25 protein-coding genes are annotated in these 23,371 nt (G+C 66.2%); 19 read left to right on the top strand and 6 right to left on the bottom strand.

What is annotated here, in order from left to right:
• Positions 1-4 precede the first annotated feature (4 nt).
• The 13 genes from serC to galU all read left to right on the top strand — a co-directional run bounded on the left by serC (position 5) and on the right by galU (position 11,895).
• On the top strand, positions 5-1,087 hold the full coding sequence (serC, locus tag FPL11_RS04775) for a 3-phosphoserine/phosphohydroxythreonine transaminase (RefSeq protein WP_144347649.1): 1,083 nt from the start codon (positions 5-7) through the stop codon (positions 1,085-1,087).
• Between the two features lie 9 nt (positions 1,088-1,096).
• The gene (locus tag FPL11_RS04770) at positions 1,097-2,263 is read left to right on the top strand and encodes a phosphoglycerate dehydrogenase (RefSeq protein WP_144347648.1); all 1,167 of its coding nucleotides are present in this window, start codon (positions 1,097-1,099) and stop codon (positions 2,261-2,263) included.
• 22 nt (positions 2,264-2,285) lie between these two features.
• The gene (gene pheA, locus FPL11_RS04765) at positions 2,286-3,368 is read left to right on the top strand and encodes a prephenate dehydratase (RefSeq protein ID WP_144347647.1); all 1,083 of its coding nucleotides are present in this window, start codon (positions 2,286-2,288) and stop codon (positions 3,366-3,368) included.
• 9 nt (positions 3,369-3,377) lie between these two features.
• Positions 3,378-4,256, top strand: coding sequence for a prephenate dehydrogenase (locus FPL11_RS04760; protein WP_144347646.1), 879 nt, complete (start codon positions 3,378-3,380; stop codon positions 4,254-4,256).
• Positions 4,257-4,275: 19 nt separating this feature from the next.
• On the top strand, positions 4,276-5,604 hold the full coding sequence (aroA, locus tag FPL11_RS04755) for a 3-phosphoshikimate 1-carboxyvinyltransferase (protein ID WP_144347645.1): 1,329 nt from the start codon (positions 4,276-4,278) through the stop codon (positions 5,602-5,604).
• Entirely contained in the window at positions 5,601-6,281 is a 681-nt protein-coding gene (gene cmk, locus FPL11_RS04750; RefSeq protein WP_144347644.1) for a (d)CMP kinase, read from the top strand. Before aroA ends, cmk begins: the two co-directional genes overlap by 4 nt.
• A gap of 76 nt (positions 6,282-6,357) precedes the next feature.
• Positions 6,358-8,040 carry a 30S ribosomal protein S1 gene (rpsA, locus tag FPL11_RS04745; protein WP_110883046.1) on the top strand — a complete coding sequence of 561 codons (1,683 nt, stop codon included), beginning with the start codon at positions 6,358-6,360 and terminating at the stop codon, positions 8,038-8,040.
• A gap of 72 nt (positions 8,041-8,112) precedes the next feature.
• Positions 8,113-8,421 (top strand): integration host factor subunit beta, encoded by a 309-nt coding sequence (locus FPL11_RS04740; protein WP_144347643.1) that lies wholly within the window; start codon positions 8,113-8,115, stop codon positions 8,419-8,421.
• The gene (locus FPL11_RS04735; protein WP_144347642.1) at positions 8,418-8,711 is read left to right on the top strand and encodes a LapA family protein; all 294 of its coding nucleotides are present in this window, start codon (positions 8,418-8,420) and stop codon (positions 8,709-8,711) included. The genes FPL11_RS04740 and FPL11_RS04735 overlap by 4 nt, the downstream gene beginning before the upstream one ends.
• Before the next feature lie 2 nt (positions 8,712-8,713).
• Entirely contained in the window at positions 8,714-9,883 is a 1,170-nt protein-coding gene (gene lapB / locus FPL11_RS04730; RefSeq protein ID WP_144347641.1) for a lipopolysaccharide assembly protein LapB, read from the top strand.
• Positions 9,880-10,605 carry an orotidine-5'-phosphate decarboxylase gene (gene pyrF, locus FPL11_RS04725; RefSeq protein ID WP_144347640.1) on the top strand — a complete coding sequence of 242 codons (726 nt, stop codon included), beginning with the start codon at positions 9,880-9,882 and terminating at the stop codon, positions 10,603-10,605. The genes lapB and pyrF overlap by 4 nt, the downstream gene beginning before the upstream one ends.
• Positions 10,606-10,641: 36 nt before the next feature.
• Complete coding sequence (locus FPL11_RS04720; protein WP_144347639.1) at positions 10,642-10,908, top strand: ComEA family DNA-binding protein; 267 nt, start codon at positions 10,642-10,644, stop codon at positions 10,906-10,908.
• Positions 10,909-11,022: 114 nt separating this feature from the next.
• Positions 11,023-11,895: a UTP--glucose-1-phosphate uridylyltransferase GalU gene (gene galU, locus FPL11_RS04715; protein ID WP_144347638.1), complete on the top strand. Its 873-nt coding sequence runs from the start codon at positions 11,023-11,025 to the stop codon at positions 11,893-11,895.
• 4 nt (positions 11,896-11,899) lie between these two features.
• Here galU and FPL11_RS04710 read toward each other — a convergent pair whose 3' ends face one another.
• Genes FPL11_RS04710 through FPL11_RS04695 form a run of 4 tightly spaced genes read right to left on the bottom strand, consistent with a single transcriptional unit; the run spans position 11,900 to position 16,867 of the window.
• Positions 11,900-12,115, bottom strand: coding sequence for a YgaP family membrane protein (locus FPL11_RS04710; RefSeq protein ID WP_144347637.1), 216 nt, complete (start codon positions 12,113-12,115; stop codon positions 11,900-11,902).
• A 12-nt stretch (positions 12,116-12,127) separates the two neighbouring features.
• Positions 12,128-13,453: a DUF1302 family protein gene (locus FPL11_RS04705; RefSeq protein WP_144347636.1), complete on the bottom strand. Its 1,326-nt coding sequence runs from the start codon at positions 13,451-13,453 to the stop codon at positions 12,128-12,130.
• Positions 13,454-13,472: 19 nt separating this feature from the next.
• Positions 13,473-14,270 (bottom strand): outer membrane lipoprotein-sorting protein, encoded by a 798-nt coding sequence (locus FPL11_RS04700; RefSeq protein WP_110883038.1) that lies wholly within the window; start codon positions 14,268-14,270, stop codon positions 13,473-13,475.
• A complete protein-coding gene (locus tag FPL11_RS04695) occupies positions 14,267-16,867 on the bottom strand; it encodes an efflux RND transporter permease subunit (RefSeq protein ID WP_144347635.1) in 2,601 nt (866 codons plus the stop codon). The genes FPL11_RS04700 and FPL11_RS04695 overlap by 4 nt, the downstream gene beginning before the upstream one ends.
• Before the next feature lie 68 nt (positions 16,868-16,935).
• Between FPL11_RS04695 and FPL11_RS04690 the strand changes: the two genes are divergently transcribed.
• The 5 genes from FPL11_RS04690 (at position 16,936) to FPL11_RS04670 (ending at position 21,211) form a co-directional block, all read left to right on the top strand.
• Positions 16,936-17,271: an ArsR/SmtB family transcription factor gene (locus FPL11_RS04690; RefSeq protein WP_110883036.1), complete on the top strand. Its 336-nt coding sequence runs from the start codon at positions 16,936-16,938 to the stop codon at positions 17,269-17,271.
• Positions 17,272-17,342: 71 nt separating this feature from the next.
• Positions 17,343-18,413, top strand: a complete 1,071-nt coding sequence (locus FPL11_RS04685) for an ABC transporter ATP-binding protein (RefSeq protein WP_235011906.1) — start codon at positions 17,343-17,345, stop codon at positions 18,411-18,413.
• 13 nt (positions 18,414-18,426) lie between these two features.
• Positions 18,427-19,317: an ABC transporter permease gene (locus FPL11_RS04680; RefSeq protein ID WP_144347633.1), complete on the top strand. Its 891-nt coding sequence runs from the start codon at positions 18,427-18,429 to the stop codon at positions 19,315-19,317.
• Entirely contained in the window at positions 19,314-20,141 is an 828-nt protein-coding gene (locus FPL11_RS04675; RefSeq protein ID WP_144347632.1) for an ABC transporter permease, read from the top strand. The genes FPL11_RS04680 and FPL11_RS04675 overlap by 4 nt, the downstream gene beginning before the upstream one ends.
• Positions 20,138-21,211 carry an ABC transporter substrate-binding protein gene (locus FPL11_RS04670; protein ID WP_144347631.1) on the top strand — a complete coding sequence of 358 codons (1,074 nt, stop codon included), beginning with the start codon at positions 20,138-20,140 and terminating at the stop codon, positions 21,209-21,211. Before FPL11_RS04675 ends, FPL11_RS04670 begins: the two co-directional genes overlap by 4 nt.
• Positions 21,212-21,217: 6 nt before the next feature.
• Here FPL11_RS04670 and ubiG read toward each other — a convergent pair whose 3' ends face one another.
• Together ubiG and FPL11_RS04660 are read right to left on the bottom strand one after the other, a co-directional pair.
• Entirely contained in the window at positions 21,218-21,928 is a 711-nt protein-coding gene (gene ubiG, locus FPL11_RS04665) for a bifunctional 2-polyprenyl-6-hydroxyphenol methylase/3-demethylubiquinol 3-O-methyltransferase UbiG (protein WP_144347630.1), read from the bottom strand.
• Positions 21,918-22,739 carry a methyltransferase family protein gene (locus FPL11_RS04660; RefSeq protein ID WP_144347629.1) on the bottom strand — a complete coding sequence of 274 codons (822 nt, stop codon included), beginning with the start codon at positions 22,737-22,739 and terminating at the stop codon, positions 21,918-21,920. Before FPL11_RS04660 ends, ubiG begins: the two co-directional genes overlap by 11 nt.
• Before the next feature lie 37 nt (positions 22,740-22,776).
• On the opposite strand from FPL11_RS04660, the gene FPL11_RS04655 reads away from it, so the two are divergent.
• Positions 22,777-23,346: a pyridoxamine 5'-phosphate oxidase family protein gene (locus tag FPL11_RS04655; protein WP_144347628.1), complete on the top strand. Its 570-nt coding sequence runs from the start codon at positions 22,777-22,779 to the stop codon at positions 23,344-23,346.
• The last annotated feature ends 25 nt before the right edge of the window (positions 23,347-23,371 follow it).

Below are 23,371 nucleotides of genomic sequence, written 5' to 3'. Positions count from 1 at the left end.
CATTATGTCGCGTGTATACAACTTCAGCGCGGGGCCCGGGACGTTACCGGAACCGGTCCTGCGCCAGGCCGCCGAGGAAATGCTCGACTGGCACGGCACCGGGATGTCGGTGATGGAAATGAGCCATCGCGGCAAGTCCTTCGTGTCCATCGCCGAGCGGGCCGAGGCCGATCTTCGTGAACTTCTCCAGGTGCCGGACAACTACCGGGTGCTGTTCCTGCAGGGCGGTGCCACGGCACAGTTCTCCGCAGTGCCCCTGAACCTGATCGGCGATGCCTCGAGCGTCGACTATGTCAACACCGGCAGCTGGTCGAAAAAGGCGATCGCCGAGGCGCGCAAGTACACGGCGGTCAACGTGGCGGCCGAGGGGGGCAATGGTGATCCCATGGCCATTCCGCCGCAGGCCGAGTGGCAGTGCGATCCCAACGCCGCCTATCTGCACTACTGCGCCAACGAGACCATCACCGGCGTCGAGTTCCCCGAGATCCCGGATGCCGGTGACGTACCGCTGGTCAGCGACATGTCGTCGACGTTCCTGTCCCGGCCGCTGGATGTCTCGCGGTTCGGCGTGATCTACGCCGGGGCCCAGAAGAACTTCGGTCCCGCGGGACTGACCGTGGTCATCGTCCGTGATGACCTGCTGGATCGTGCCAGCGCCCAGGTGCCGGCGATCTGGGACTACCGGCGCCAGGCCGAAGCCGACTCCATGCTCAATACGCCGGCCACCTACAGCCTCTATATCGCCGGCCTGGTCTTCCAGTGGCTCAAGGACGAGGGCGGGCTGGCCGCGATCGGCGAGATCAATCGCCGCAAGGCCGCCAGGCTCTACGAGGCCATCGATGCCTCGGCGTTTTACCGCAACCCGGTGGCCCCGGATGCGCGCTCGTGGATGAACGTGCCGTTCGTGCTGGCCGATGATTCGTTGGACGCGACCTTCCTCAAGGAAGCGAGTGCGGCCGGGCTGGAGACCCTAAAGGGGCACCGCTCGGTAGGCGGCATGCGTGCCAGCATCTACAATGCGATGCCCGAGGCCGGAGTGGATGCCCTCATCGACTTCATGGCCGATTTCGAGCGACGCCACGGATAACCGAGAAAAATGTACAAGATCCTGACATTCAACAATATTTCCACCCGCGGACTCGAGCGCCTGCCGCGCGAGCGGTTCGAGGTCTCCTCCGAGATCCAGCACCCTGATGCGGTGCTGCTGCGCTCCGCCAAGCTCCACGACTGGGCGGTGCCTGACACGCTCAAGGCCGTAGGGCGGGCCGGTGCCGGCGTTAACAACATCCCCATGGCGGCGATGAACGAGCGCGGCATCCCAGTGTTCAACGCCCCGGGCGCCAACGCCAACGCGGTCAAGGAGCTGGTGCTGGCCGGCATGTTCCTCGCCGCGCGCAACATCTGCCCCGCCTGGGCCTTTGCCCAGACGCTTGAAGGCGATGATGCCGCGATGAACAAGGCGGCCGAGGCCGGTAAGAAGCAGTTCACCGGCTTCGAACTGCCCGGGCGCACGCTGGGCGTCATCGGCCTTGGGGCGATTGGCGTCAGCGTCGCCAACGCCGCCGCCGCGCTGGGCATGAAGGTGGTGGGCTACGATCCCAAGATCACCGTGCGCAGCGCCTGGAATCTCGAGTCGGGGGTATACCGGGCGCAGAGCGTCGACGAGGTGATGACCGCCTCTGACATCGTCACCCTCCATGTACCCGAGGTGGATGAAACCCGCGGCATGATCAACGCCGCGCGCCTGGCGGCCTCGCGCGAAGGCCAGGTCCTGCTCAACTTTGCCCGCGCCGGCATCGTCGATGACGACGCCATCATCAAGGCACTGGACGAGGGTCGGCTGAGCCGCTACGTCTGCGACTTCCCGGCCGCGGCGCTCAAGGGCCACGATGGCGTGGTGGCACTGCCGCACATCGGCGCCTCGACGGATGAAGCCCAGGAAAACTGCGCGATCATGGCGGCCGACGAAGTCCGTGACTTCCTTGAGACGGGCAACGTCACCAACGCCGTCAACTTTCCCGAGCTCATCCTGCCGCGCAATGCCGGGGGCGACCGCCTGACCGTGGTCAACGCCAACGTCCCCAATATGCTCGGGCAGATCTCCTCGGCGCTGGCCGAGGCGGGCCTCAACATTGACGACATGTACAACAAGTCGCAGGGCGAACTGGCCTACAGCGTCGCCGATGTCGACGGCACGATCCCGCCAGCGGTCATCGAGCGCCTGCAGGGCATTGATGGCGTGCTCATGGTTCGGGTCATCTAGCGACTGACAACGGGGGGCGAGCGTGAACGACGAAACGCTGAAGCGCATCCGGGCGCGCATTGACGGCATTGATGACCAGATCCTGGCGCTGATCAATGAGCGGGCCGCGGCGGCGGCCGAGGTGGCCGGTGCCAAGCAGGCCGCCGGCGAGTCGGCGGATTTCTACCGCCCGGCGCGCGAGGCGGAAGTCCTGCGGCGGCTCCGCGATGCCAACCCCGGGCCGCTCAACGATGGCGACGTCACGCGTCTGTTCCGCGAGATCATGTCCTCGTGCCTGGCCCTGCAGCGTCCCCTGACCGTGGCCTTTCTGGGGCCTGAGGGCACCTTCACCCAGGAAGCGGCGCTCAAGCACTTCGGCCACTCCGTCGACAGCCGGCCCATGGACAACATCGATGCGGTGTTCCGCGAGGTGGAGTCGGGGGAAGCCGCCTATGGCGTCGTGCCGGTGGAAAACTCCACCGAGGGCATGGTCACCCACACCCTCGACCGACTGCCGTCCTCGCCGCTGCAGATCGTCGGTGAGGTGGAGATGCCGGTGGTTCACAGCCTCGCCACCCGTGCCGCCGATGTCGCCTCCATCCAGCGTGTCTACTCCCACAGCCAGGGGCTTGCCCAGTGCCGGTCATGGCTCGACCGCCACCTGCCGGCGGTGGACCGTATCCCGGTGGCAAGCACCGCCGAGGCGGCGCGGCTGGCCAGCCTCGATGACAGCGCGGCGGCCATCGCCTCCGAGGCGGCCGCCGAGCGTTACGAGCTGCCCATCCTGCAGGCGGCCATGCAGGACGGATCGCGTAACGCGACGCGGTTTCTGGTGCTGGGCCGCGAGAGCCCGGAACCCACCGGCGAGGACAAGACCTCACTGGTCATCGCCCGGGAAAACCGCCCCGGCGGACTGGCGGGGCTGCTCGCGCCGCTGGCGCGGTACGGGCTGAACATGACCCGGCTCGAATCCCGGCCATCGCCGGAGGGCATGTGGGAGTACGTGTTCTTCGTCGATCTGCTGGGGCATGCCGAGGATCCCGATCTCAAGCGCGCGCTGGGCGAGATGCAGAAACTCGCCAGTCTGCTCAAGGTGCTGGGTTCGTATCCGCGCTCGGTGGTCTAGGGCGCGCGCTTGAATACCGAGCCACAACGGATCTGTCTGGTCGGCGTCGGCCTGATCGCCGGGTCGCTCGGGCTGGCGCTCAAGCGCGCCGGCGTCACCGAGCGCATCACCGGCCTTGGGCGCGATCCGCAGCGTCTGGCCCGGGCCCGGGCCGTCGGCGCCATCGACCACGCCACCACCGACCCGGCCGAGGCCCTGGCCGACGCCGAACTGCTGGTGCTGGGGGTGCCTCTGGGTGCCACCGCGACGGTGATGCGCGAGCTCGCCCCGCATCTGCGCGATGACCTGGTGATCACCGACGTGGGCAGCGCCAAGGGCTGCGTCGTCGACGACCTGCGCACCGTCCTCGGCGGGCTGCCTGCGGGGTTCGTGCCGGGTCATCCCATCGCCGGCACCGAGCATAGCGGCGTCGAGGCGGCATTCGCCGAGCTGTTCGATGGCCGCCGGGTCATCATTACGCCGTTGGAATCCAGTGCCGGGGCGGCGGTCAGCGCCGTCGACTGGCTCTGGCGCCAGGCCGGCGCCGAGGTGACGGCCATGTCGGTCGCCCACCACGACCGGATGCTGGCGATCACCTCGCACCTGCCGCACCTGCTCGCCTTCGGCCTGGTGGATATGCTGGCCCAAGACCCGGACCACGAGGAGATCCTCGGCTACGCCGCCGGTGGATTCCGTGACTTCACCCGCATCGCGTCCAGCGACCCGGTGATGTGGCGGGACATCTGTCTGGGTAACCGCGACGCGGTGCTCGAGGCGCTGGGCCATTTCCGCCGCGACCTCGAACAGCTGACCGAAAAAGTCGAGGCGGCCGATGCCGCCGGGCTCGAAGGGGTGTTCCGCCGCGCCAAGGCGACCCGCGACGCCCACAAACATGGATTTGAGCGCTGATGCAGTCACGGACACGATCATGACGGAAAAGCCCGAACGCCGGTTCGTCGTGGAGCCGGGCGGGGCCCTGAGCGGCACGCTGCAGGTTCCCGGCGACAAGTCGATCTCGCACCGCGCGGTCATGCTCGGCGCCATCGCCGAAGGCGAGACCGCGGTCAGCGGCTTTCTGGACGGGGATGACGCCATGGCCACCCTCGCGGCGATGCGCGCCCTGGGGGTCGCCATCGACGGGCCCGAACAGGGGCGGCTGCGCATTCAGGGGGTCGGATTGCGGGGGCTGCAGGCCGCCGCCGGGGCGCTGGATCTGGGCAACTCGGGCACCTCCATGCGGCTGCTCGCCGGGCTGTTGGCCGGCCAGCGGTTTGCCAGTCGACTGGTGGGGGATCGCTCGCTGATGAAACGGCCCATGCGCCGGGTGACCGAACCGCTGGCGCGGATGGGGGCGAACATCCACACCGAGCCCAGCGGGACTGCCCCGTTGGTGATCGAGCCGGTGGCCGCCCTCGAGGGCATCGACTACCCACTGCCGGTGGCAAGCGCCCAGGTCAAATCCGCGCTGCTGCTGGCCGGGCTGTACGCGAGCGGCGAGACCCGCGTTACCGAGCCCGCCGTCACCCGCGACCACACCGAGCGGATGCTCGAGGCGTTTGGCGCGGATGTCCGCGTGGCCGGATCGCAGGTCAGCGTGCGCGGGGGCGGCAGCCTGCAGGGCGGCGCGGTCGTGGTCCCCGGCGATATCTCATCGGCGGCCTTCTTCCTGGTCGGCGCGTCGATTGCCGGGACGGGGCCGCTGACACTGACCAACCTCGGGCTCAATCCCACCCGCACCGGCGTCATCGACATCCTCCAGCGCATGGGGGCGCGGATCCACGTCGAGCGCGAGCGCAGCGGTGCCGGCGAACCGGTGGCCACGCTGACCGTTGAGCCGTCGCGGCTGCAGGGCATCGCGATTCCGCCCGACCGCGTGCCGCTGGCGATCGACGAGTTTCCGGCCCTGTTCATCGCGGCGGCCTGCGCCGAGGGTGAGACCACACTGACCGGGGCCGAGGAGCTGCGGGTCAAGGAAAGTGACCGCATCGCGGTCATGGCCGATGGGCTCGGTGCGCTCGGCATCCAGGCCGAGCCGACGCCCGACGGGATCCGCATTGTCGGCGGACCGGTGCGTGGCGGTCACATCCAGGCCCGGGGCGATCATCGCATCGCCATGGCCTTTGCCATGGCCGGACTGGTGGCGGATGCGCCGATCACCATCGATGGCTGCAGCGAGGTGGATACGTCGTTTCCCGGGTTCGTCGACCGCGCCCGCGAGGCGGGCCTGCGGATCCGCAGCGAGGAGGGAGGGGCATGACGGAGCATTCCGCGGTCATCACCATCGACGGCCCCGGCGGTGCCGGCAAGGGCACGATCGCCCGGGCGCTCGCGCAACGGCTGGGTTTTCATCTCCTCGACAGTGGGGCCATCTATCGGCTGCTGGCACTGGCGTCGCTGCGGGACGGGATCGCACCGGACGATCTGGCGGGCCTGACCCGGCGCGCCGAACAGCTGGACATCGATTTCCGGACCGACGGCGAGCACGCGGGGGAGGCTATACTTGACGGCCAGCCCGTGGCCAACGCCATCCGCGATGAGGCCTGCGGCGAGCGCGCCTCGGTGCTGGCCGCGCTGCCACCGGTGCGCGAGGCACTCAAGGCACGCCAGCGGGCGTTCCGCCAGCCCCCCGGACTGGTCGCCGACGGGCGCGATATGGGGACCGTCATCTTCCCCGATGCACCGGTCAAGATTTTCCTGACCGCGAGTGCCGAGGAGCGGGCGCGCCGGCGGCATAAGCAGTTGATGGAACAGGGTGTTACTGCTAGTCTCGACGATCTTCTGACAGAGCTGAAGGCTCGTGACGCCCGCGATTCGCAGCGTCAGACCGCGCCGCTCAGACCGGCAGAAGACGCGGTCACCGTGGATACGACCGGGGCGTCGATCGACACGGTGGTCCAGACAGTGATGGAGCAGGCCAGGGCCTGTCTCCAGTAGGGGGTGCCGCCGGAGCGGCGCCGTTTTTTTCAGCAACCAAATGGATCGGCCTGTCGATCCCGGATCAAATCATCCCATGAGCGAAAGCTTTGCAGAACTTTTCGAAGAGAGCCTTGTACAGACCGATATGCGGCCGGGCTCCATTGTCACCGCCCAGGTGGTCGCCATCGACGGCGAGGACGTTGTTGTCAATGCGGGACTGAAGTCCGAGGCGGTCATCCCGCTTCGTCAGTTCACCAATGAAAACGGCGAAGTCGAAGTCAGCGTCGGTGACGAGGTGGAAGTCGCCCTCGACGCGGTCGAAGACGGGAGCGGTGAAACGCGCCTGTCCCGCGAGAAGGCCAAGCGCGCCCGCGCCTGGCGGGTACTCGAGGCGGCCTACGAGAACAGCGAGACCGTCAACGGTCAGATCAGTGGCAAGGTCAAGGGCGGGTTCACCGTCGATCTCGGGCACATCCGCGCCTTCCTGCCGGGCTCGCTCGTGGACATCCGACCGGTGCGCGACACCACGTATCTCGAGGGCAAGGATCTCGAGTTCAAGGTGATCAAGCTCGACGCCCGCCGCAACAACGTGGTCGTGTCGCGCCGCGCGGTGGTCGAGGAAGAGTACAGCGCCGAGCGTGAAGCGCTGCTCGAAAAGCTCCAGGAAGGCCAGTCCATCAAGGGCATCGTCAAGAACCTCACGGACTACGGCGCATTCGTCGATCTGGGGGGCATCGATGGCCTGCTGCATATCACCGATATGGCCTGGCGCCGCGTCAAGCACCCGTCCGAGGTGGTGGATGTCGGCCAGGAGATCGAGGTCAAGGTCCTCAAGTTCGACCGCGAGCGCAACCGCGTCTCGCTGGGCCTCAAGCAGCTGGGCGAGGATCCGTGGGAGGCCATCGCGCGCCGCTACCCGGAAAGCAGCCGGGTGGTGGGCAAGGTCACCAACATCACCGATTACGGTGCGTTCGTCGAGATCGAAGAGGGCGTCGAGGGTCTGGTCCACGTCTCCGAAATGGACTGGACCAACAAGAACGTCAACCCGGCCAAGATGGTGTCGGTGGGCGACGAGGTCGAGGTGATGATCCTCGACATCGACGAGGAGCGCCGCCGCATCTCGCTGGGCATGAAGCAGTGCCAGCCCAACCCGTGGGATGAGTTCGCCGCCACCCGCAACAAGGGTGACCGCGTGACCGGTACCATCAAGTCGATCACCGACTTCGGTATCTTCGTGGGGCTCGAGGGGGGCATCGATGGTCTGGTGCATCTCTCGGACCTGTCCTGGAGCGACGCCGGCGAGGAGGCGATCCGCGACTTCCAGAAGGGCGAAGAGGTCGAGGCCGTCGTGCTGTCGGTGGACCCGGAGCGCGAGCGCATCAGCCTCGGCGTCAAGCAGCTGGCGCAGGATCCGGTGTCGCAGTGGGTGGCCAACCATCCCAAGGGCACCGTGGTTACCGGGACTGCCAGCGAAGTCGACGCCAAGGGCGTGGTCGTGGATCTCGACGAAGAGGTTCAGGGCTATGTCCGCGCCGCCGATCTGGCACAGGAGCGCACCGATGATGCGCGCTCGCTGGTCAGCCAGGGCGACGAGGTCGAGGCCAAGGTGATGGCGGTCGACCGGCGCAATCGCATGATCAGCCTGTCGGTCCGGGCCAAGGACCAGCAGGATGAGCGTGAGGCGCTTGAAGGCTTTGGCAGCACCGGCGCGGCCGGTACGACGACGCTGGGCGATCTGCTCAAGGAGCAGATGGGTGACCGCGGCAACGACAGCTGAAGCCGTCGGCAGTGTGGGTGGCGCGCCGCAGCGACGGCGTGCCACCGGCACCGTAACGGGGGTTGAGTCGCCATGACCAAGTCCGAACTGATTGACCGGATTGCCGGCCAGCAACAGCAACTCGCTCAGCGGGATGTCGAGCTGGCCGTCAAGACGCTGCTCGAGCAGATGAGTGAATCCCTCGCCGGCGGCGAGCGTATCGAGATCCGCGGGTTCGGGAGTTTCGCTCTCCACCATCGCCCGCCACGCATCGGCCGTAATCCCCGCACGGGAGAGCCGGTTTCCCTGCCCGGCAAGTACGTCCCGCACTTCAAGCCCGGCAAGGCGATGCGCCAGCGTGTCGATGAAAGCGGGCGGCGGTCCGCGGGGGAGGACGCATGAAACGCCTGATCGTCCTGCTGCTGGCGCTCATCGTGGTGGCGCTGGGCCTGAGCTTTGCCATGCTCAACTCCGAGCCGATCACCCTTGATTTCTACCTCGGGGCGCTCTCGCTCCCGGTATCACTCTGGCTGGTGCTGGCCCTCGCGGTCGGTGTTCTGCTGGGCCTGGGCTCGGCATTGGGGATCCTCACCCGCCAGCGCTGGCAACTGAAACGGCTTCGGCGCGAGGCTGCCTCGTCGCGCGAAGAGGTCTCGGAACTACGCAAGTTGCCGCTCCGGACTCACAACTGACCATGTGGCAGGCGCTCTGGCTGCTGCTCCCGCTGGCAGCCCTGTCCGGTTGGTGGATCGGCCGCCGGTCGACGCGGTCGGGATCACCCACTCCCCGCCTGCCGGCGGATTACTTCCAGGGCCTCAATTACCTGCTCAACGAACAGCCCGACCGGGCCATTGAAGTGTTCACCCGCATGGTCGAGGTGGATTCCGAGACCGTTGAGACGCACCTGACCCTGGGCAACCTGTTTCGCCGGCGGGGCGAGGCCGACCGGGCGGTGCGCATCCACCAGAACCTGATCGCGCGCCCCTCGCTGGCTCCCGAGCAGCGTGCGGCGGCGTTGCTGGAGCTGGGTCGAGACTATCTGGCTGCGGGCCTGCTGGATCGGGCCGAGACCCTTTTCATTGAGGCGAAGGAGTTCCCCGGGTTCCGGGTTCAGTCACTCCAGTCGCTGCTCGAGATCTATCAGCAGGAGGGCGAGTGGGAGGCGGCGATCGCGACCGCCCAACGGCTGCAGCGCGCCGACGGGCGCAGCCTGCAGACGGAAATGGCGCAGTTTGCCTGCGAACAGGCCGAGCGCCTGCGCCGCCAGCATGGCGACCCGTCAGCCATTCGCCAGATCCTGCGCCGGGCCACCCATCTCGATCGCAACTGTGTGCGGGCGTCGCTGCTAAAGGCCGACCTGGAGCGGGATGAGGGGCGCTGGCGGGCGGCGATCAAGGCCTGCCAGGCGGTTAAACATCAGGATCCCGACTACATCCCGGAGGCGCTGCCGCGACTCGAGGCCGCCTGCCTGGCCATCAACGACCGCCACGGGTATCGCGATGAGTTGAAGCGCCTGCTCGACCGCCAGCCCACGGTCTCAGTGATCGTCAAGCTGAGCGAGCTGATCGAGGCCGACGAGGGGCGTGAGGCGGCCGTGGAATTTCTCGCGACGCAGCTCCGCGAGCGCCCGTCGGTGCGCGGCCTCAATCGGCTGATCGAGCTCAATATCCAGGACGACGACATGGACCCGCGCCGCCAGCGTGATCTGACGGTCCTGCGGGAGCTCTTCCAGGCCCTGCTCGCCGACCGGTTGCCGTACCGCTGCGTCAGCTGCGGGTTCGAGGGCCGTCAATTGCACTGGCAGTGCCCCAGCTGCCGCGCCTGGTCCACCATCAAGCCGCGTCGCGGACTGGAGGGAGAATGAACCCCGCGCCAAGCCTGATCGTTGCGCTCGACTACGACGATCCCGCCGCCGCCCGCCGCCTGGTGGATACGCTGCCGGTCGGTCGGTGTCGGCTGAAAGTGGGCAAGACGCTGTTCACCCGGGCCGGTCCGGCGCTGATCGAGGAATGGACCCGCGCCGGTTGGGAGGTCTTCCTGGATCTGAAATTCCACGATATCCCCAACACTGTTGCCGGGGCCTGCCGGGCCGCGGCCGATCTGGGTGTCTGGATGGTCAACGTTCATGCCCTCGGGGGGCCGGCGATGCTGGCCGCGGCGCGGGCGGCGCTTGACGCGCGCTCGGGGCCGGCGCCACTGCTGACGGCGGTCACCGTGCTCACCAGCCACGACCAGGCCACCCTGGATGCCATTGGGCTGCGCGGGACACCCGCCGATGCGGTGGCCCGGCTCACGGGGCTGGCCACCGCCGCCGGTCTGGATGGCGTGGTCTGCTCCGGCGAAGAAGCCGCCGCCGTGCGGGACCAGGCCGGGGCGGGTTTTCGGCGGGTAACGCCCGGGGTGCGCCCGGCGGACGCGGCCCGCGGTGATCAGCGCCGGGTGCTCACGCCCGCCGGCGCGATTCAGGCCGGGGCGACGGATCTGGTGGTGGGTCGGCCCATCACCGAGGCCGCCGATCCGGCGCAGGCCGTGGAAACCCTGGTCTCTGAGATCCAGCTCACAGCGGCGGCGATGGACGCGGGCTAGGCTTCGGGTGTCATTAGCCCAACCAAGGAGCCTGCTATGACTGTTTCGCGTTCCCTCGGCCTACTGGCCGCTTCCAGCCTGATCGCCGGTGCCGCCGTCGCGAGCACTGATCCCGTCAACGTCAATGAGGCGGGCATCGACCGTCTTCAGCAGCTCAACGGAGTGGGGCCCGCGACTGCCGAAGCCATCATCCAGGACCGGGAGGAGAACGGGCCTTTCGAGCGCATTGACGCCATGACCCGGGTCAACGGCATCGGCGAGGCCACCCTCGAGAGTCTGCGCGAGTCGGTGACCCTCGACTGAGTCTCGGCCCGCAATCACTCATGCCCAGCCACCGCCGGCAGGCCTGACAGGTCTGCCGGCTTGGTTTATGCTCAATGCCAAAACAACAAGTGTCCAACAGGGAGAGTAGTGGCAATGACTCAGCGAGTGCGCAAAGCCGTTTTTCCGGTTGCCGGCCTGGGAACGCGTTTTTTGCCGGCGACCAAGGCCAATCCCAAGGAAATGCTGCCGGTCGTTGATAAGCCACTCATCCAGTACGCCGCCGAAGAGGCGGTGCGGGCCGGTATCGAAACCCTGATTTTCGTGAACGGGCGCAATAAGCGCAGCATTCCCGATCATTTCGACAAGGCCTACGAGCTTGAAACCGAGCTTGAGGAGTCGGGCAAGCTCGAGCGCCTTGAAGCGGTCCGCAACATCGTCCCGCCCGAGGTGGCCTGCATCTATATCCGCCAGTCCGAGGCGCTGGGTCTCGGTCATGCGGTGCTCTGCGCCGAGCCAGTGGTCGGCGACGAACCGTTCGCCGTCATCCTTGCGGACGACCTGATCGATGATGAGCGCAACGGCGGCTGCCTCGCCCAGATGGTGGAGCGCTACGACGAACAGGTCGCGAGTATTCTCGGTGTCGAGCGTGTGCCTCCGGAGCGCACGGACCGCTATGGCGTCGTGGATACCGAGGCGGTATCGCCGCGTCTGGGCCGGTTGAAAGGCATTGTCGAGAAGCCTGACCCGGCGCGGGCGCCTTCCAATCTGGGCGTTGTCGGGCGTTATGTGCTCGATGGCCGTATTTTCGAGAAACTCCGCGCCACCGCGCCCGGTGCGGGTGGCGAGATACAGCTGACCGATGCCATCGCCGCGCTCATGCAGGATGCCCCCGTTTTCACCTACGAGTTCGAGGGCACCCGCTATGACTGCGGGGATAAACTCGGCTACCTGCAGGCCACCGTCGAGTTCGGGGTCAAACACCCCGAATTCGGCGAGGCGTTCGCCCGCTATCTGACCGAGCGCTGACCGGTCATTCCGCGGCCTTCCCTGCGTCTGATTCCTCGCGCAGGCCGATACGGCGCAGGATGGCCATCGCCGGACACCAGCGGGTAAAGGCGGACTGCAGCAGATTGACGCCGACAAACGCGGTGAACAGATACCAGGCCGGATGCACCCAGGTGCCGAGTGCCACGCTCAGCAGCACAAAGAATCCGGCCATCGCCCGCAGGCCCTCATTAACACTCATTGGCAGTTCCTCCTAGAAGCTGTATCGAAGTCGCAGGTAAAGGTTGCTGTTGTCTTCGAGCTGCGTGTGAAAGGTCCAGTCATCCTCGCCGCCGAACAGGTTGGCGCCCGCTGTGCCGGTCAGTGAATCACTGAAGCGGTACTGCGCCCGGGGCCGGAGGTAGTAATCGGCGTCCGAGGGTGAATAGAACGTGAACATCGACAGGGTCAGATCCTGTCGTGGGCTCTGCCAGGTGATGCGGTTGGTCAGCAGATGCCGGTATTCGTCAGGCGCATAGCGACGCTGTTGCCGCGGCAGGGCGGCGAGCAGGGCGTCGTGGTCCTGGATCCACTCCAGCGAGTACTGCCAGCCCACGGTCAGATCCGACAGCGGCTCGCTCTCGTATCCCGCCAGCCAGCGCCACTGGTCGTTGGGCCGGTCCGGGTCCCGGCCGCTATCGTCCTCACCGTGGTAATAGGCGGTCTCCAGATTGCCGATCCCGCCGAGGACCGGCGCGCGGACGCTCGCTCCCAGGGATGACAGACGCGGGAAGTAGGCCTGGCCGTCGGCGTCCCGGGCGCTCGGCTGATTGTCGAACCCGTGGTAGGCGTAACCCGCCACCTCCACGCCGTTGAGGGTCTGGTATAACCGCAGGGCCAGTTCGCTGTCGCCACCGAAGTCATCGCGATCGCGTGGATCGAGCTTGGGCGGCGCCGCCACCCGTCGACCCGCCCGTGGACTGAAATAGGACAGGCGCTCGCCGCTGATGAACCGGTTGGGGACCGCCCGGGGCATCCAGACAAAGTCGACGTTCAGCGGGCCGAACCAGGAGAGCTTCAACGCGTCCGTGGGAGCTTTCAGATACTCGTCGCTGCGGCCGCTGAAAAACGCGACATAGTCCTTGGGGAACAGGTCGTTGAGGAAGACCAGATCACCGGTGCCCCAGGTGATGATCTGGCGACCCACGACGACGTCGGTCTGCGCGGTCAGCCGGCCGGTCAGATTGGCTTCGCGCAGGTCGCCGCGGCCGCCGTCCTCGACCCCGTCGAGCCAGACATCGCCCTTCAGGTTGGCGGTGTAGTCGCCCAGCCGACGCTCGCCTTCCAGCTGCAGGCGCGTCTCGGCCAGGGTGAAGTCGTCATTGACGGCCGGATCGGACTGCAGGCGGGGCGCCACCGCCCCCTCGATGAATCCATACCACTGCCAGCCGGTCTGCTCCTCGGCCCAGGGGTCGCTTCCCCAGCCCTCGTCGTCCCAGCCCTCATCGGTGTCCTGGGCGCCGGCGAGTGCCGGTGCCAGTCCGCCCAGGGCGATGAGCAGAACCAGCCTTGCGGCGATGGGTCGTGCTGTGTGGAGCATGAGCGATGGCCTCCTGCACTCAGTTCCGGCGCAGCCATTCCCGTGGCGGGTTGCGCAGCGAGCGCTCGCTGAAGATGTCCGCCGGCAGGCCAATGTCGTATTCCGAATAGCGGAACTGGGTGACGGTATAGCCGCCGCTGTCCAGATCCGTCATGCGCGTCTCGGTCCCGGTGGGGTAGCCGTCGATGGTCTCCACCTCGGTGATCTCCATGCGCCGGTACACCTCGCCGTCCTCGCGCTCGTATTCGGTGCGCATGGGCAGCAGGGTGTCGCGGTCGATGCGTGTGCGGTAGCGCGCGAACGCCACCGCGGCAGGATCGCGCGGCGTGCTCTCGATGATATAGGCGTCGTCGGTGGTCTCGATCAGAGCATGCCGGTCCTCGCCAACACCGCGCCCGGAAATGTCCTCGTAGTAGAAATGCGAGCCGACAAAGCTGGTCCGCTTGTCGCCCGCGGCGATGCGTTTGACCAGATCGAGGGCCGGCAGATACAGCCAGCGATCATCACTCTCGCCGACGTGCTTTTCCACACGAAAGACCGTGCCGCGGATATCCGCCGGGCGACTGAACACCACCAGATAGCGCTGATCGCCGCCATCCGCGACGTCCTGACGCAGCAGCGTGAACTGCCGGCGCTGCCGATTGCCGTCGCCATCGACGATCATCATGCGGGCCGCGGAACGACCGTCGTCGCCGGCGTAGTAGGAGGCCTTATTGGCGGCCTCGACGATCGCGGTGGCATCGGTCATCTGGGCCTGAGCCGCGCCGGTCAGCAGGCCGGCGGTGAGTACCAGGGCAAGTCTGAGTGCAGGCGTCATGAGTGCACCTCCGTCGAGTCATCGGTGTGGGGGGTGGTATCCGGCATGAACTTCGACCGCCCGAGGGACAGGATCGCCGGCAGCAGGACGATCGAGGCCAGGGCCGAGGCGGCCATGATACTCGCCAGAAAGATGCCGACCGTGTTGTAGGGCACGAGTGGCGCCGCCAGCAGGGGCGTAAAACCCAGCGCGATCACGATGGCGTTGCGGCTGATCGCGCGGGCGGGTTCGCCCAGCACCGATCGCATGCTCTCCATGAACCGGCCGGTGCGCCGATAGGCCTCGCGGCTGCGCTCGATGAAGTGGATGGCGAAGTCCACCGACAGACCCAGCGTCAGCGACGAAAGCACTGCGATGGGCATGTCATAGGCCTTGCCAATCAGCCCGATGACGCCATAGATCAGCGCGATGCTGACGGTCATCGGGATCATGGCAAGCAGGCCAAAGCGCAGTGACCGGAACAGCGCCAGCATCATGATCGCCACCATCACCCAGGCAATCGCCAGACTCTGGGCCATGCCTTTGACCATGGCGTCCTGCCAGACCACGTTGATGTAGTTCAGACCGCCCCAGCTCATGCTCACGCCCTCGGGCAGGGGGTTCTCGGCCACATAGGCCTGAGCGCGGTCCACCACGGCCTGCATGTCCTGATTGTCACCGCTCGAGAGCTGCAGCCAGAGATTGGCCGCCTGGTAGTCCTGCGTCACCATCCGCCACAGATCGTGTGGGCGGTGTGAGCCCTGAAAGCTCAGCAGCGTCTGGGCGACGCCCCGGCGCGAATCCGGGATGCGATAGTCCGCTGACTCGCCACTGCGCAGTTCGCGATAGACGGTCCGCACCAGGTCAGTGAGGCTGTTGACCTTGCCCACCTTGGGGGATTCCACCAGCGCCTGCTCAAAGTCGGCCATGTAGCGCAGCACTTCGGGGCGCTGGAAGTAATTCAACGCGCCGCGGGTCTCATCCACGGCCGTGAGCAGTGACTCCCAATAGGGAACGGCGGCCTCGTCGGCGGTGAATACCCGATCCGAGAGATCCGAACCGAGCGCCTCGAGCTCGGCCTCGAAGGTCTCGCTATCCGCCCGTGCCGATGCCCGCATCCGCTCCCACGGGGCCTGCAGCGAGACGCCTTCCTGCTCGGCGTTATCGATGATTGAACCGGCGGTCTCGCGCAGGCGCTCGGGAGCGTCTTCGGCGACATCCGATTCAAGCCGCAGATAGGCGCTGTAGGTGCCGGCAAAGTGCTCGTTGAGCACCCGGTCGGCCACCCGGATACGGTGATCCGACTGAAACCAGCGGACCGGGTTGTCGTTGACGGTGATCTGGCTGATGCCATAACCGGCGATGATGATCGCGATCACCGATCCGCTCACGACCCATTTGGCATGCCGAAGCGCCAGTCCACCCAGCCCCTGCAGACCCCGGGCAAGGGGTGTGTGCTCCGGGTCGCGGCGCTGGCTCGCGGCCTGCATGGCGGCCAGCCGCTCGGGCCGGAGGCTGACCACATAGGCGGGGATGAACACGATGGTGAGGATAAACGCCAGGATGATGCCCGCCCCGACGAACAGCCCGAACACCTGCACCGGCGGAATCGGGGTGAACGCCAGGGAGGCGAAGCCGATGCCCGAGGTGATCGAGGTGTAGAGCATCGGCGTGAACAGGTGACCCATGACATCTTTCATGGTCTCGCGCGCCCCCCGCTCGGGCCGATAGCGGTCCGCGAACTCGCTGATGATATGAACCGAGTCGACCACCGCGATGGGCATGAGAAAGATCGGGATCATCGAGCTCATGATATGCACGGTATAGCCCATGCCGATCAGCGCCCCCATGGTGGTGAGCACCACGGCGAAGGCCATCAGCATGGGCGCTGCGACCAGCGTGACCGAGCGGAAGAATCCCCACATCAGGGCAAAGATCACCAGCGCCGCCAGCGGGGCGGAGATGGCCATCTGGATGAACATCTCGACGCCGAAGGTATCCTCGGCCACTGGCAGGCCGGTGATGTGGTATTCATCGCTGCTGTCGAGTCCCGCGATCAGTTCTTCGATCTCGCCGGCAATGCGATGGCTCTGATCCTTGGACTCGATGGGCACGTAGAGCGCGGTGGCCTCGCCGTCGCCCGAGATGAGGGTGTCGCGGAACAGCGGCAGATCGAGCGTGGCCTCGCGGATGCGGTCGGCGCCGGCCTGGGTGGTCGGCGGCGTGTTCATCATCCACTCGAAGCGGATGGTGCCAGGGCCGGCCTGGGCGATATTGTCGACGGTGGCCAGCGAGAGCAGGTCGCGGCGGATGACGCCGTCGATGTCCGCCACCGAATCGCTGAGCGAATGGACGGCCGCCAGCGAGCGCGGGTTGAACACGCCTTCTTCGCGCTGTTCATTGACCACACCCACGACAATCATGTCATGGAGGTTGAACTGGTCCTTGATCGCGTTGTGGCGCACCCGATCGGACTGGTCGGCGGGCAGCATGTTCTCAGGGTCGGTGTCGATCTGGATGAGCGGGATCAGGGCCGTGCCGACGAGGGTGAGCAGCAACGTGGCCACAAAGACCATTCGCGGGTGGTGCATGGCAAGACTGGCAATCCGGCGACCCATGAGTGCTCCTGATCCTTGAAAGAAATCTCACTATATGCGTACATGCTCACATAGTAAAGGAGTTGACCATGCCGGATATTGATCCCCAGCGCCCCGAGACCATGGAGCTCATCGCCCAGTACTTCCGGGTGCTGGGTGACGCCCAGCGTCTGGGCATCCTCCACTGTTTGCAAGACGGCGAACGCACGGTGGGCGAGATCGCGACGCACACCGGCGCAAGCCCTTCCAATGTCTCCAAGCACCTCGCCACGCTGCGGGCCGCGGGGCTTGTCGGGCGTCGCCAGGCCGGCAATCGCGCGTATTTCGAGATTACCGCGCCGTTCATTTTCGACCTCTGCGACATCGTCTGCAGTGGCGCCCGCGAGCGGCTCGCCCGCGAACAGGCCAATCTCCCCGCGCCCTGATCCGCCATCGGCGGCCGAGTTTCGGTATACTGGCCGATCCATCGAAACAAAGCCGTCGAGGGATGCTGCCCATGGCCGATCGAGCCGTCGGTTCCCCGCGAACCGAATCCGCGATCCGCGTGGACGCCGCGAGCAAATCGTTCGAAAAGGGCGTCCGGGCCGTCGATGCCGTCGATCTTGAAGTCGGCGCGGGGGAGTTCTTCACGCTGCTGGGACCCTCGGGCTGCGGCAAGACGACGTTGCTGCGACTGCTGGCCGGGCTCGAACAGCCTGACAGCGGACGCATCACCATCGGCGGACAGGTGATGGACGGCGTCCCGCCGCACCGGCGCAGTGTGAACACCGTGTTCCAGTCGTATGCGCTGTTCCCGCACCGCAATGTCCGGCGCAATATCGGCTTTGGCCTCGAAATGCGGGGGACGGACGCCGGCGAGATCGACGCGCGAACCCGGCGCATGGCTGAACTCATTGGCATCGACGGTCTGCTCGATCGCGAAGTCGCGCAGCTATCCGGAGGGCAGCGCCAGCGCGTCGCCCTGGCCCGGGCGCTGATCAATGAGCCCGATGTGCTGTTACTCGACGAGCCGCTGTCCGCCCTGGACGCCGATCTGCGCGGGCGGCTGCAGCTCGAACTGAAGCGTCTCCAGCGGCGGTTGGGCATGACCTTCGTGTTTGTCACCCACGACCAGCAGGAGGCCATGGTGATGAGCGACCGCATGGCGGTGCTCGATGCCGGACGGATCGTTCAGGTGGGCCCGCCCGATGCCATCTACGAGGCACCGGCGGCGCTGTTCGTGGCGCGCTTCATGGGTCATCAGAATTTCGTCCCCATTCATGGCCGCGACGCGGCGGGCGTCGATACCCCGCTGGGGCGCCTTGAGGGCGCATTCGGCACGGGCGATCATCTGCTGCTGCGCCCCGAGACCATCCGCCTGGGTGACGAGGCGCAGACGGTCCCCAACCGTTTCGAGGCAACCGTCGAGGAGCGGCTCTACCGGGGCGAGACCACCGAGTATCGCCTGGCCTGCGGGGGGCTGCGACTGCTGGCGAGTCGCGCCAACCGCGGCCAGCCCGAGCACCAGGTGGGCGAGACCATCCGCGTCGGCGTCTCACCGCGTGGCACCGCGACCGTTTCAGATTAGGAGGCCGCATCGATTGTCCGGACTGCGTCGCGATACCCGCTATCTGCTGGCGACCACCGCCCCCGGGGTGTTTTTCATTGTTGTCTTTCTGGTCCTGCCCAGCGCCTACCTGGTCGCCATGGCATTCCTCAGTAATGGACCGTACGGTCTGCCCACCGCGCCGCTCACGCTGGATGCGTTCCGCGAGCTGGCCGGCTTCGGGTTCCTCGGCTGGTCGCCCGGCAACCTCTACACACTGATCCGCTCGGTCTGGCAGAGCCTGCTCGCCACTGCCATTGTGATCGTCATCGCCTATCCGGCCGCTTACTTCATCAGCCGCCAGCCGGTGCGCTGGCGGGCCGTCATGCTGCTGGCGGTGGTGGTGCCGTCGTGGACCAATCAGGTGATCCGATCGGTGGGCTGGATGAATATTTTCGCGCCGGACACCGTGGTCTCGGACCTGGCGGTGCGCGTAGGACTGACCGAGCCGCAGATGGGGCTCTTCCCCTCGCAGTTCGCGGTGATCGTGGGCCTGGTCTACAACTTCCTGCCGTTCATGGTGCTGCCGCTCTACGCGGCGTTCGAGCGCCTCGACACCGAGCAGGTCGAGGCCGCCCGTGATCTGTTCGCTTCGCCGGTGGCCGTGTTCCGGCATGCGGTCTTTCCGCAGACCCTGCCCGGACTGATGGCCGGCACGGTGCTCGTGGCGATACCGGCGTTCGGTATGTACGTGGTCACCGAGCTGCTCGGGGGTGGCAAGGCCACCATGATCGGCAACCTGGTGGCCCGGCAGTTCGTCCAGGCCAGCAACTGGCCACTGGGCGCCGCTGGCGCGATCATCATGATCGTGGTGACGCTGGTGGGGCTCAAGGTGCTGCGCGACCTGGGCCGGCGCGTCGGCGGTGACCGTGAGGTGCTGCTATGACCGCTCGGGCAATGGACCGCGGCCTGCGGGTGTTCTGGTATCTGCTGCTCGCGTTTCTCTACGCGCCGCTCGCGGTGGTGGTGTTCTACTCGTTCAACGCCATCAACTCATCGGCGCGTTTCGCCGGGTTTTCGCTGACCTGGTACCAACAGCTGTTCAGCAACGATGCCATCATCGGGGCGCTGCTCAACACCGTGGCGCTTGCGCTCACCTCGTCGCTGATCGCCATCGTGATCGGCGGGATGCTGGGCTACGGGTTCTACCGCTACCGGCTGCGACGGCTCAGCTGGCTGATCTGGCTGATCTACCTGCCCATGGTGATGCCCGACATCATTTTCGGCATCGCCGAGATGATCTTTTTCATCGCCATCGACGAGCGCCTTGGCATTCTGGCGCCGGGGCTGGGCACCATGATCATCGCCCATGTCACGTTTCAGGTGCCGTTCATCGCCCTGCTGGTCAATGCCCGGTTGCTGGCGCTCGACCCGCAGCTGTTCGAGGCGGCGCAGGATCTCTACGCCGCGCCCTGGCAGCGTGCCCGCTTCTTTCTGCTGCCGGTGCTCTCGCCGGCGATCGTCTCGAGTTTCCTGCTGGCGTTGACATTGTCCATCGATGACTTTGTCATCAGCTTTTTCACCGCCGGCCCGGAGAGCACCACACTGCCAATCTATATCTGGAGTGCCATCAAAAAAGGGGTGACGCCCGAGGTCAACGCCATCGCCACGCTCATGATTGGCAGCGTCTTTCTCATGGCCCTGATCAGTCTGGTCGTCCAGCGACGGCCATCGGCCTCATCCACCACCAACAGGAGCGCCTCATCATGACGCATCCAACGCTCAGGGCGGGTCTGCTCGCCACCACCCTCGCCACCGCTGCGGGGTCCGCCAGCGCCCAGTTCGAGGGTGAGACCCTTTATCTATTCAACTGGTCGCAGTACATGGATCCGGCGATCATCCAGCAGTTCGAAGATCGCCATGGCGTCGAGGTCGTCCGCAATTACTTCAACTCCAACGGCGAGCTGTTCGCCAAACTGCAGGCCGGCGGCGACAGCCAGTACGACGTCATCGTGCCGTCGAATTATTATGTCCCGCGGCTGATCAACAGCGACCTGGTGCAGCCGCTCGATCACGATCGGCTGCCCAATCTGGATAACCTGATGGACGCCTTCCTGGACCCGTCCTTTGACCCGGGCAACGAATACAGCGTTGCCTACCAGTGGGGCACCACGGGCCTGGTCTACGACGAGTCCGCCCTTGGCGATGTCCCGAACAGCTGGTCGGTCCTGTTCGACCCGACGGTCAACCCGGATGCCCCGTTCGCGGTGCCCGAGGACGCCCAGGTGAGTCTTGGGGCGGCGTGCGCCTATCAGGGCGAGGGCTATGACTGCATAGGCCGGGATGCCCTTGAGGCGGCGGCCCGTGAAGTGCTCGACGCCAAGCAGCGTGACAACTTCGCCGGCTTTGTCCAGGGCACGCCCATTCTCCAGCAGCTCGTGCGCGGCTCGGTGGCCGCCGGGATGACCTTCAACGGCGATTACCTGTTCTACAAGAGCGAGGACCCGGAAGGCTTCGAGGATATCCGCTTCGTCATCCCCGAAGAGGGAGCCGAGCGCTGGGTGGATAACATGATGATCCCCGCCAACGCCCCCAATCCCGAACTCGCCCACGCCTTCATCAACTATATCCTTGAGGCCCGGATCGGCGCCCAGCTGTCCAACTGGAACTACTACTCAAGCCCCAATGCAGCGGCGCTGCCCATGCTTGATGCGGTGTTGCAGGAGCCGCCGATCCTGCCCACCGACGAGCAGATGGAACGGCTGACCTTCATCCCCAGCCTGCAGGGTGAGTCGCTCGAGTTCCTGCAGCAGATCTGGCGCGAGGTTGAATCGCGCTAGTCCCGGTCAGTCAGCGTCGTCCACCGGCCGCCGGGCAGTGCCCATGTAGAGGATCGCGGTCAGTGGCAGACGGCCAAAGGTCAGGTCCCCGCGGCGGTTGATGCCGCGGGGACCAAGGCCGGTGAACGATCCCGCCTCAAGCCCGGCGCGGGCGAGTGCCGTGCGCAGTTCGGTCGGCTTGATGAACAGCGCCGGGTCGTGGGTGCCCCGGGGCAACAGCCGCAGGATATCTTCGGCGACCGTAATGGTGGCAAGCCGCGCCAATGGGTTGCGGTTGATGGTATCGAACAGAAACAAGCCACCGGGTCGGAGCACGCGGTAGACCTCCGCGAGCACCTGATCGAGGTCCTGCACGTGCTCGAGGACATCAACGCAGACCACGGCGTCAAAGCCCTGATCGGGGTAGGGCAGGGCCTCACCAACGCCGGTGGTGTAATCAATGGCCCGCCCCTCGGCCCGGGCATGCTGCTCAGCCGCGTCGATGGCCCGTGCGGCTGGGTCGATGCCGCTCACACGGGCGCCGCGGTCGTCTAGTGCCTCGGCCATGAATCCGCCAGCGCAGCCCAGATCGAGTACGGCGCGGTCGCGCCAGTCGATCTGCCGGTCCATCCACGCCAGTCGTCCCGGGACCAGGTTTTTCAGGGTTCGCACCCAGCGGATGTCGTCCGACCACCACTGATCCGCGACGTCGTCATAAAGGGCCAGATTATTGCGCATTGTGATCCTCGCCTCGGCGGTGCAATCGGGGTAGGGCATAGGGTACGGCGTTTTTGTAGCGCGCGAAGCGCTCGCCGTAGCGCGCCGCAAAGCGACGCTCCTTCAGCCGCGGTGCCAGCAGGCAGTAAGCCGTGTAGCTGATGGCCAGCAATAGCTGATCCGGCGTCCACACCGGCACCGTCCAGAGTGTGAGGGCGAAGGCCACATAGATCGGCTGGCGGATCACCCGAAAAAGCCCTTGTGTCGGCATATCGGGAAAGCGGGGTTTGATCCGGGCCAGCAAAGACATCCATCCCAGCGCGCCCGACTGGACCTCGACGCCGGCATCAAAACTCGCCTTGGTGAGCATCAGCCAGGCCAGTCCGTAGGTAGCGACGATTACCCAGAAAACCATGCCCTCAGCGCGCCACCAGACGATACCGCTGGGCGTCCAGAGCGTGAAAAGCGCCAGCAGCTGCAAAGCCGCGATCAGGGCATAAGTGGTGGTCGCCAGGGTGCCGCCGTGGGGGCCGGGGATCAGCCGACTGAGCCATCGCCCGCCCCGGCGGGTCAGCAGCAGGGAGTGAACCAGTGGGAACTGCAGGATCAGCAGCGCGTTGACACCCCAGGCCCAGGGTTGGGGGATACGCCCGAAGGTCGCGCTCATGCCGTTGAACATGGCGATCATCATGGCAAGCACACCGCCGGCAAACGCGAGATGTGTCACGATACCCATACCGAGTGCCAGGGCGACGCGGCCCTTGCCGGGCGGCGGGCGTAGCGCTGCACCCATCAGCTGCAACATTCCGGTGAGACGCGGGTCCCAGCGCATGCACTCACTCCGTTAGAAACATGAGAGAAGGCGAAGGATGACACAGGAGCGGCATGACTGGGCGGAATCGCTGGATGGACTGCTCGAGCAGGCCTGGAAGCGATTTGGCCGCGGAGTGGCTGACCGGCGGGCGGCGGCGCGGCATCCCACGCTGGCCACCATTGATGCGAACGGCTGGCCTCAGGTGCGGACGGTGGTGCTGCGGGGCGCGGATCGGGCGGCCTCACAGCTGCGCGTCTATACCGATCGAAAAGCAGGCAAGGTTGCAGAACTCGCGGCGGCGCCCCGGGCTTCGCTGCATGTCTGGGATCAGACCGCGCACCTGCAGATCCGGGTGATGGCTGAGGCCGTGGTCCATACCGGGACGGCTGTTGAGTCGATATGGAGTGGGCTTTCGGCGCATGCGCAGCGCTGCTACGGCTTTCAGCCGGCGTCTGGCCTGGCCATTACCGATGCGCTGGATTATGCCGTCTGGCCCCAGCCTGAAGATTTCGCGGTCATCGAGCTGAACGTCGTCTACCTCGAGGCGCTGCACCTCGGCCATCGCCATCGGCGCGCGGGGTTTGATCGCTCTCAGGATTGGGCGGCGCAGTGGCTGGTGCCCTAGGGCGGCGGCGCAGTCGATGCAGGGA

The sequence above is a fragment of the Spiribacter aquaticus genome (assembly GCF_007625215.1).
GTDB lineage: Bacteria > Pseudomonadota > Gammaproteobacteria > Nitrococcales > Nitrococcaceae > Spiribacter > Spiribacter roseus.
Note: the sequence above shows the minus strand (reverse complement) of the source record. Positions and strands in the feature narration are given on the sequence as shown.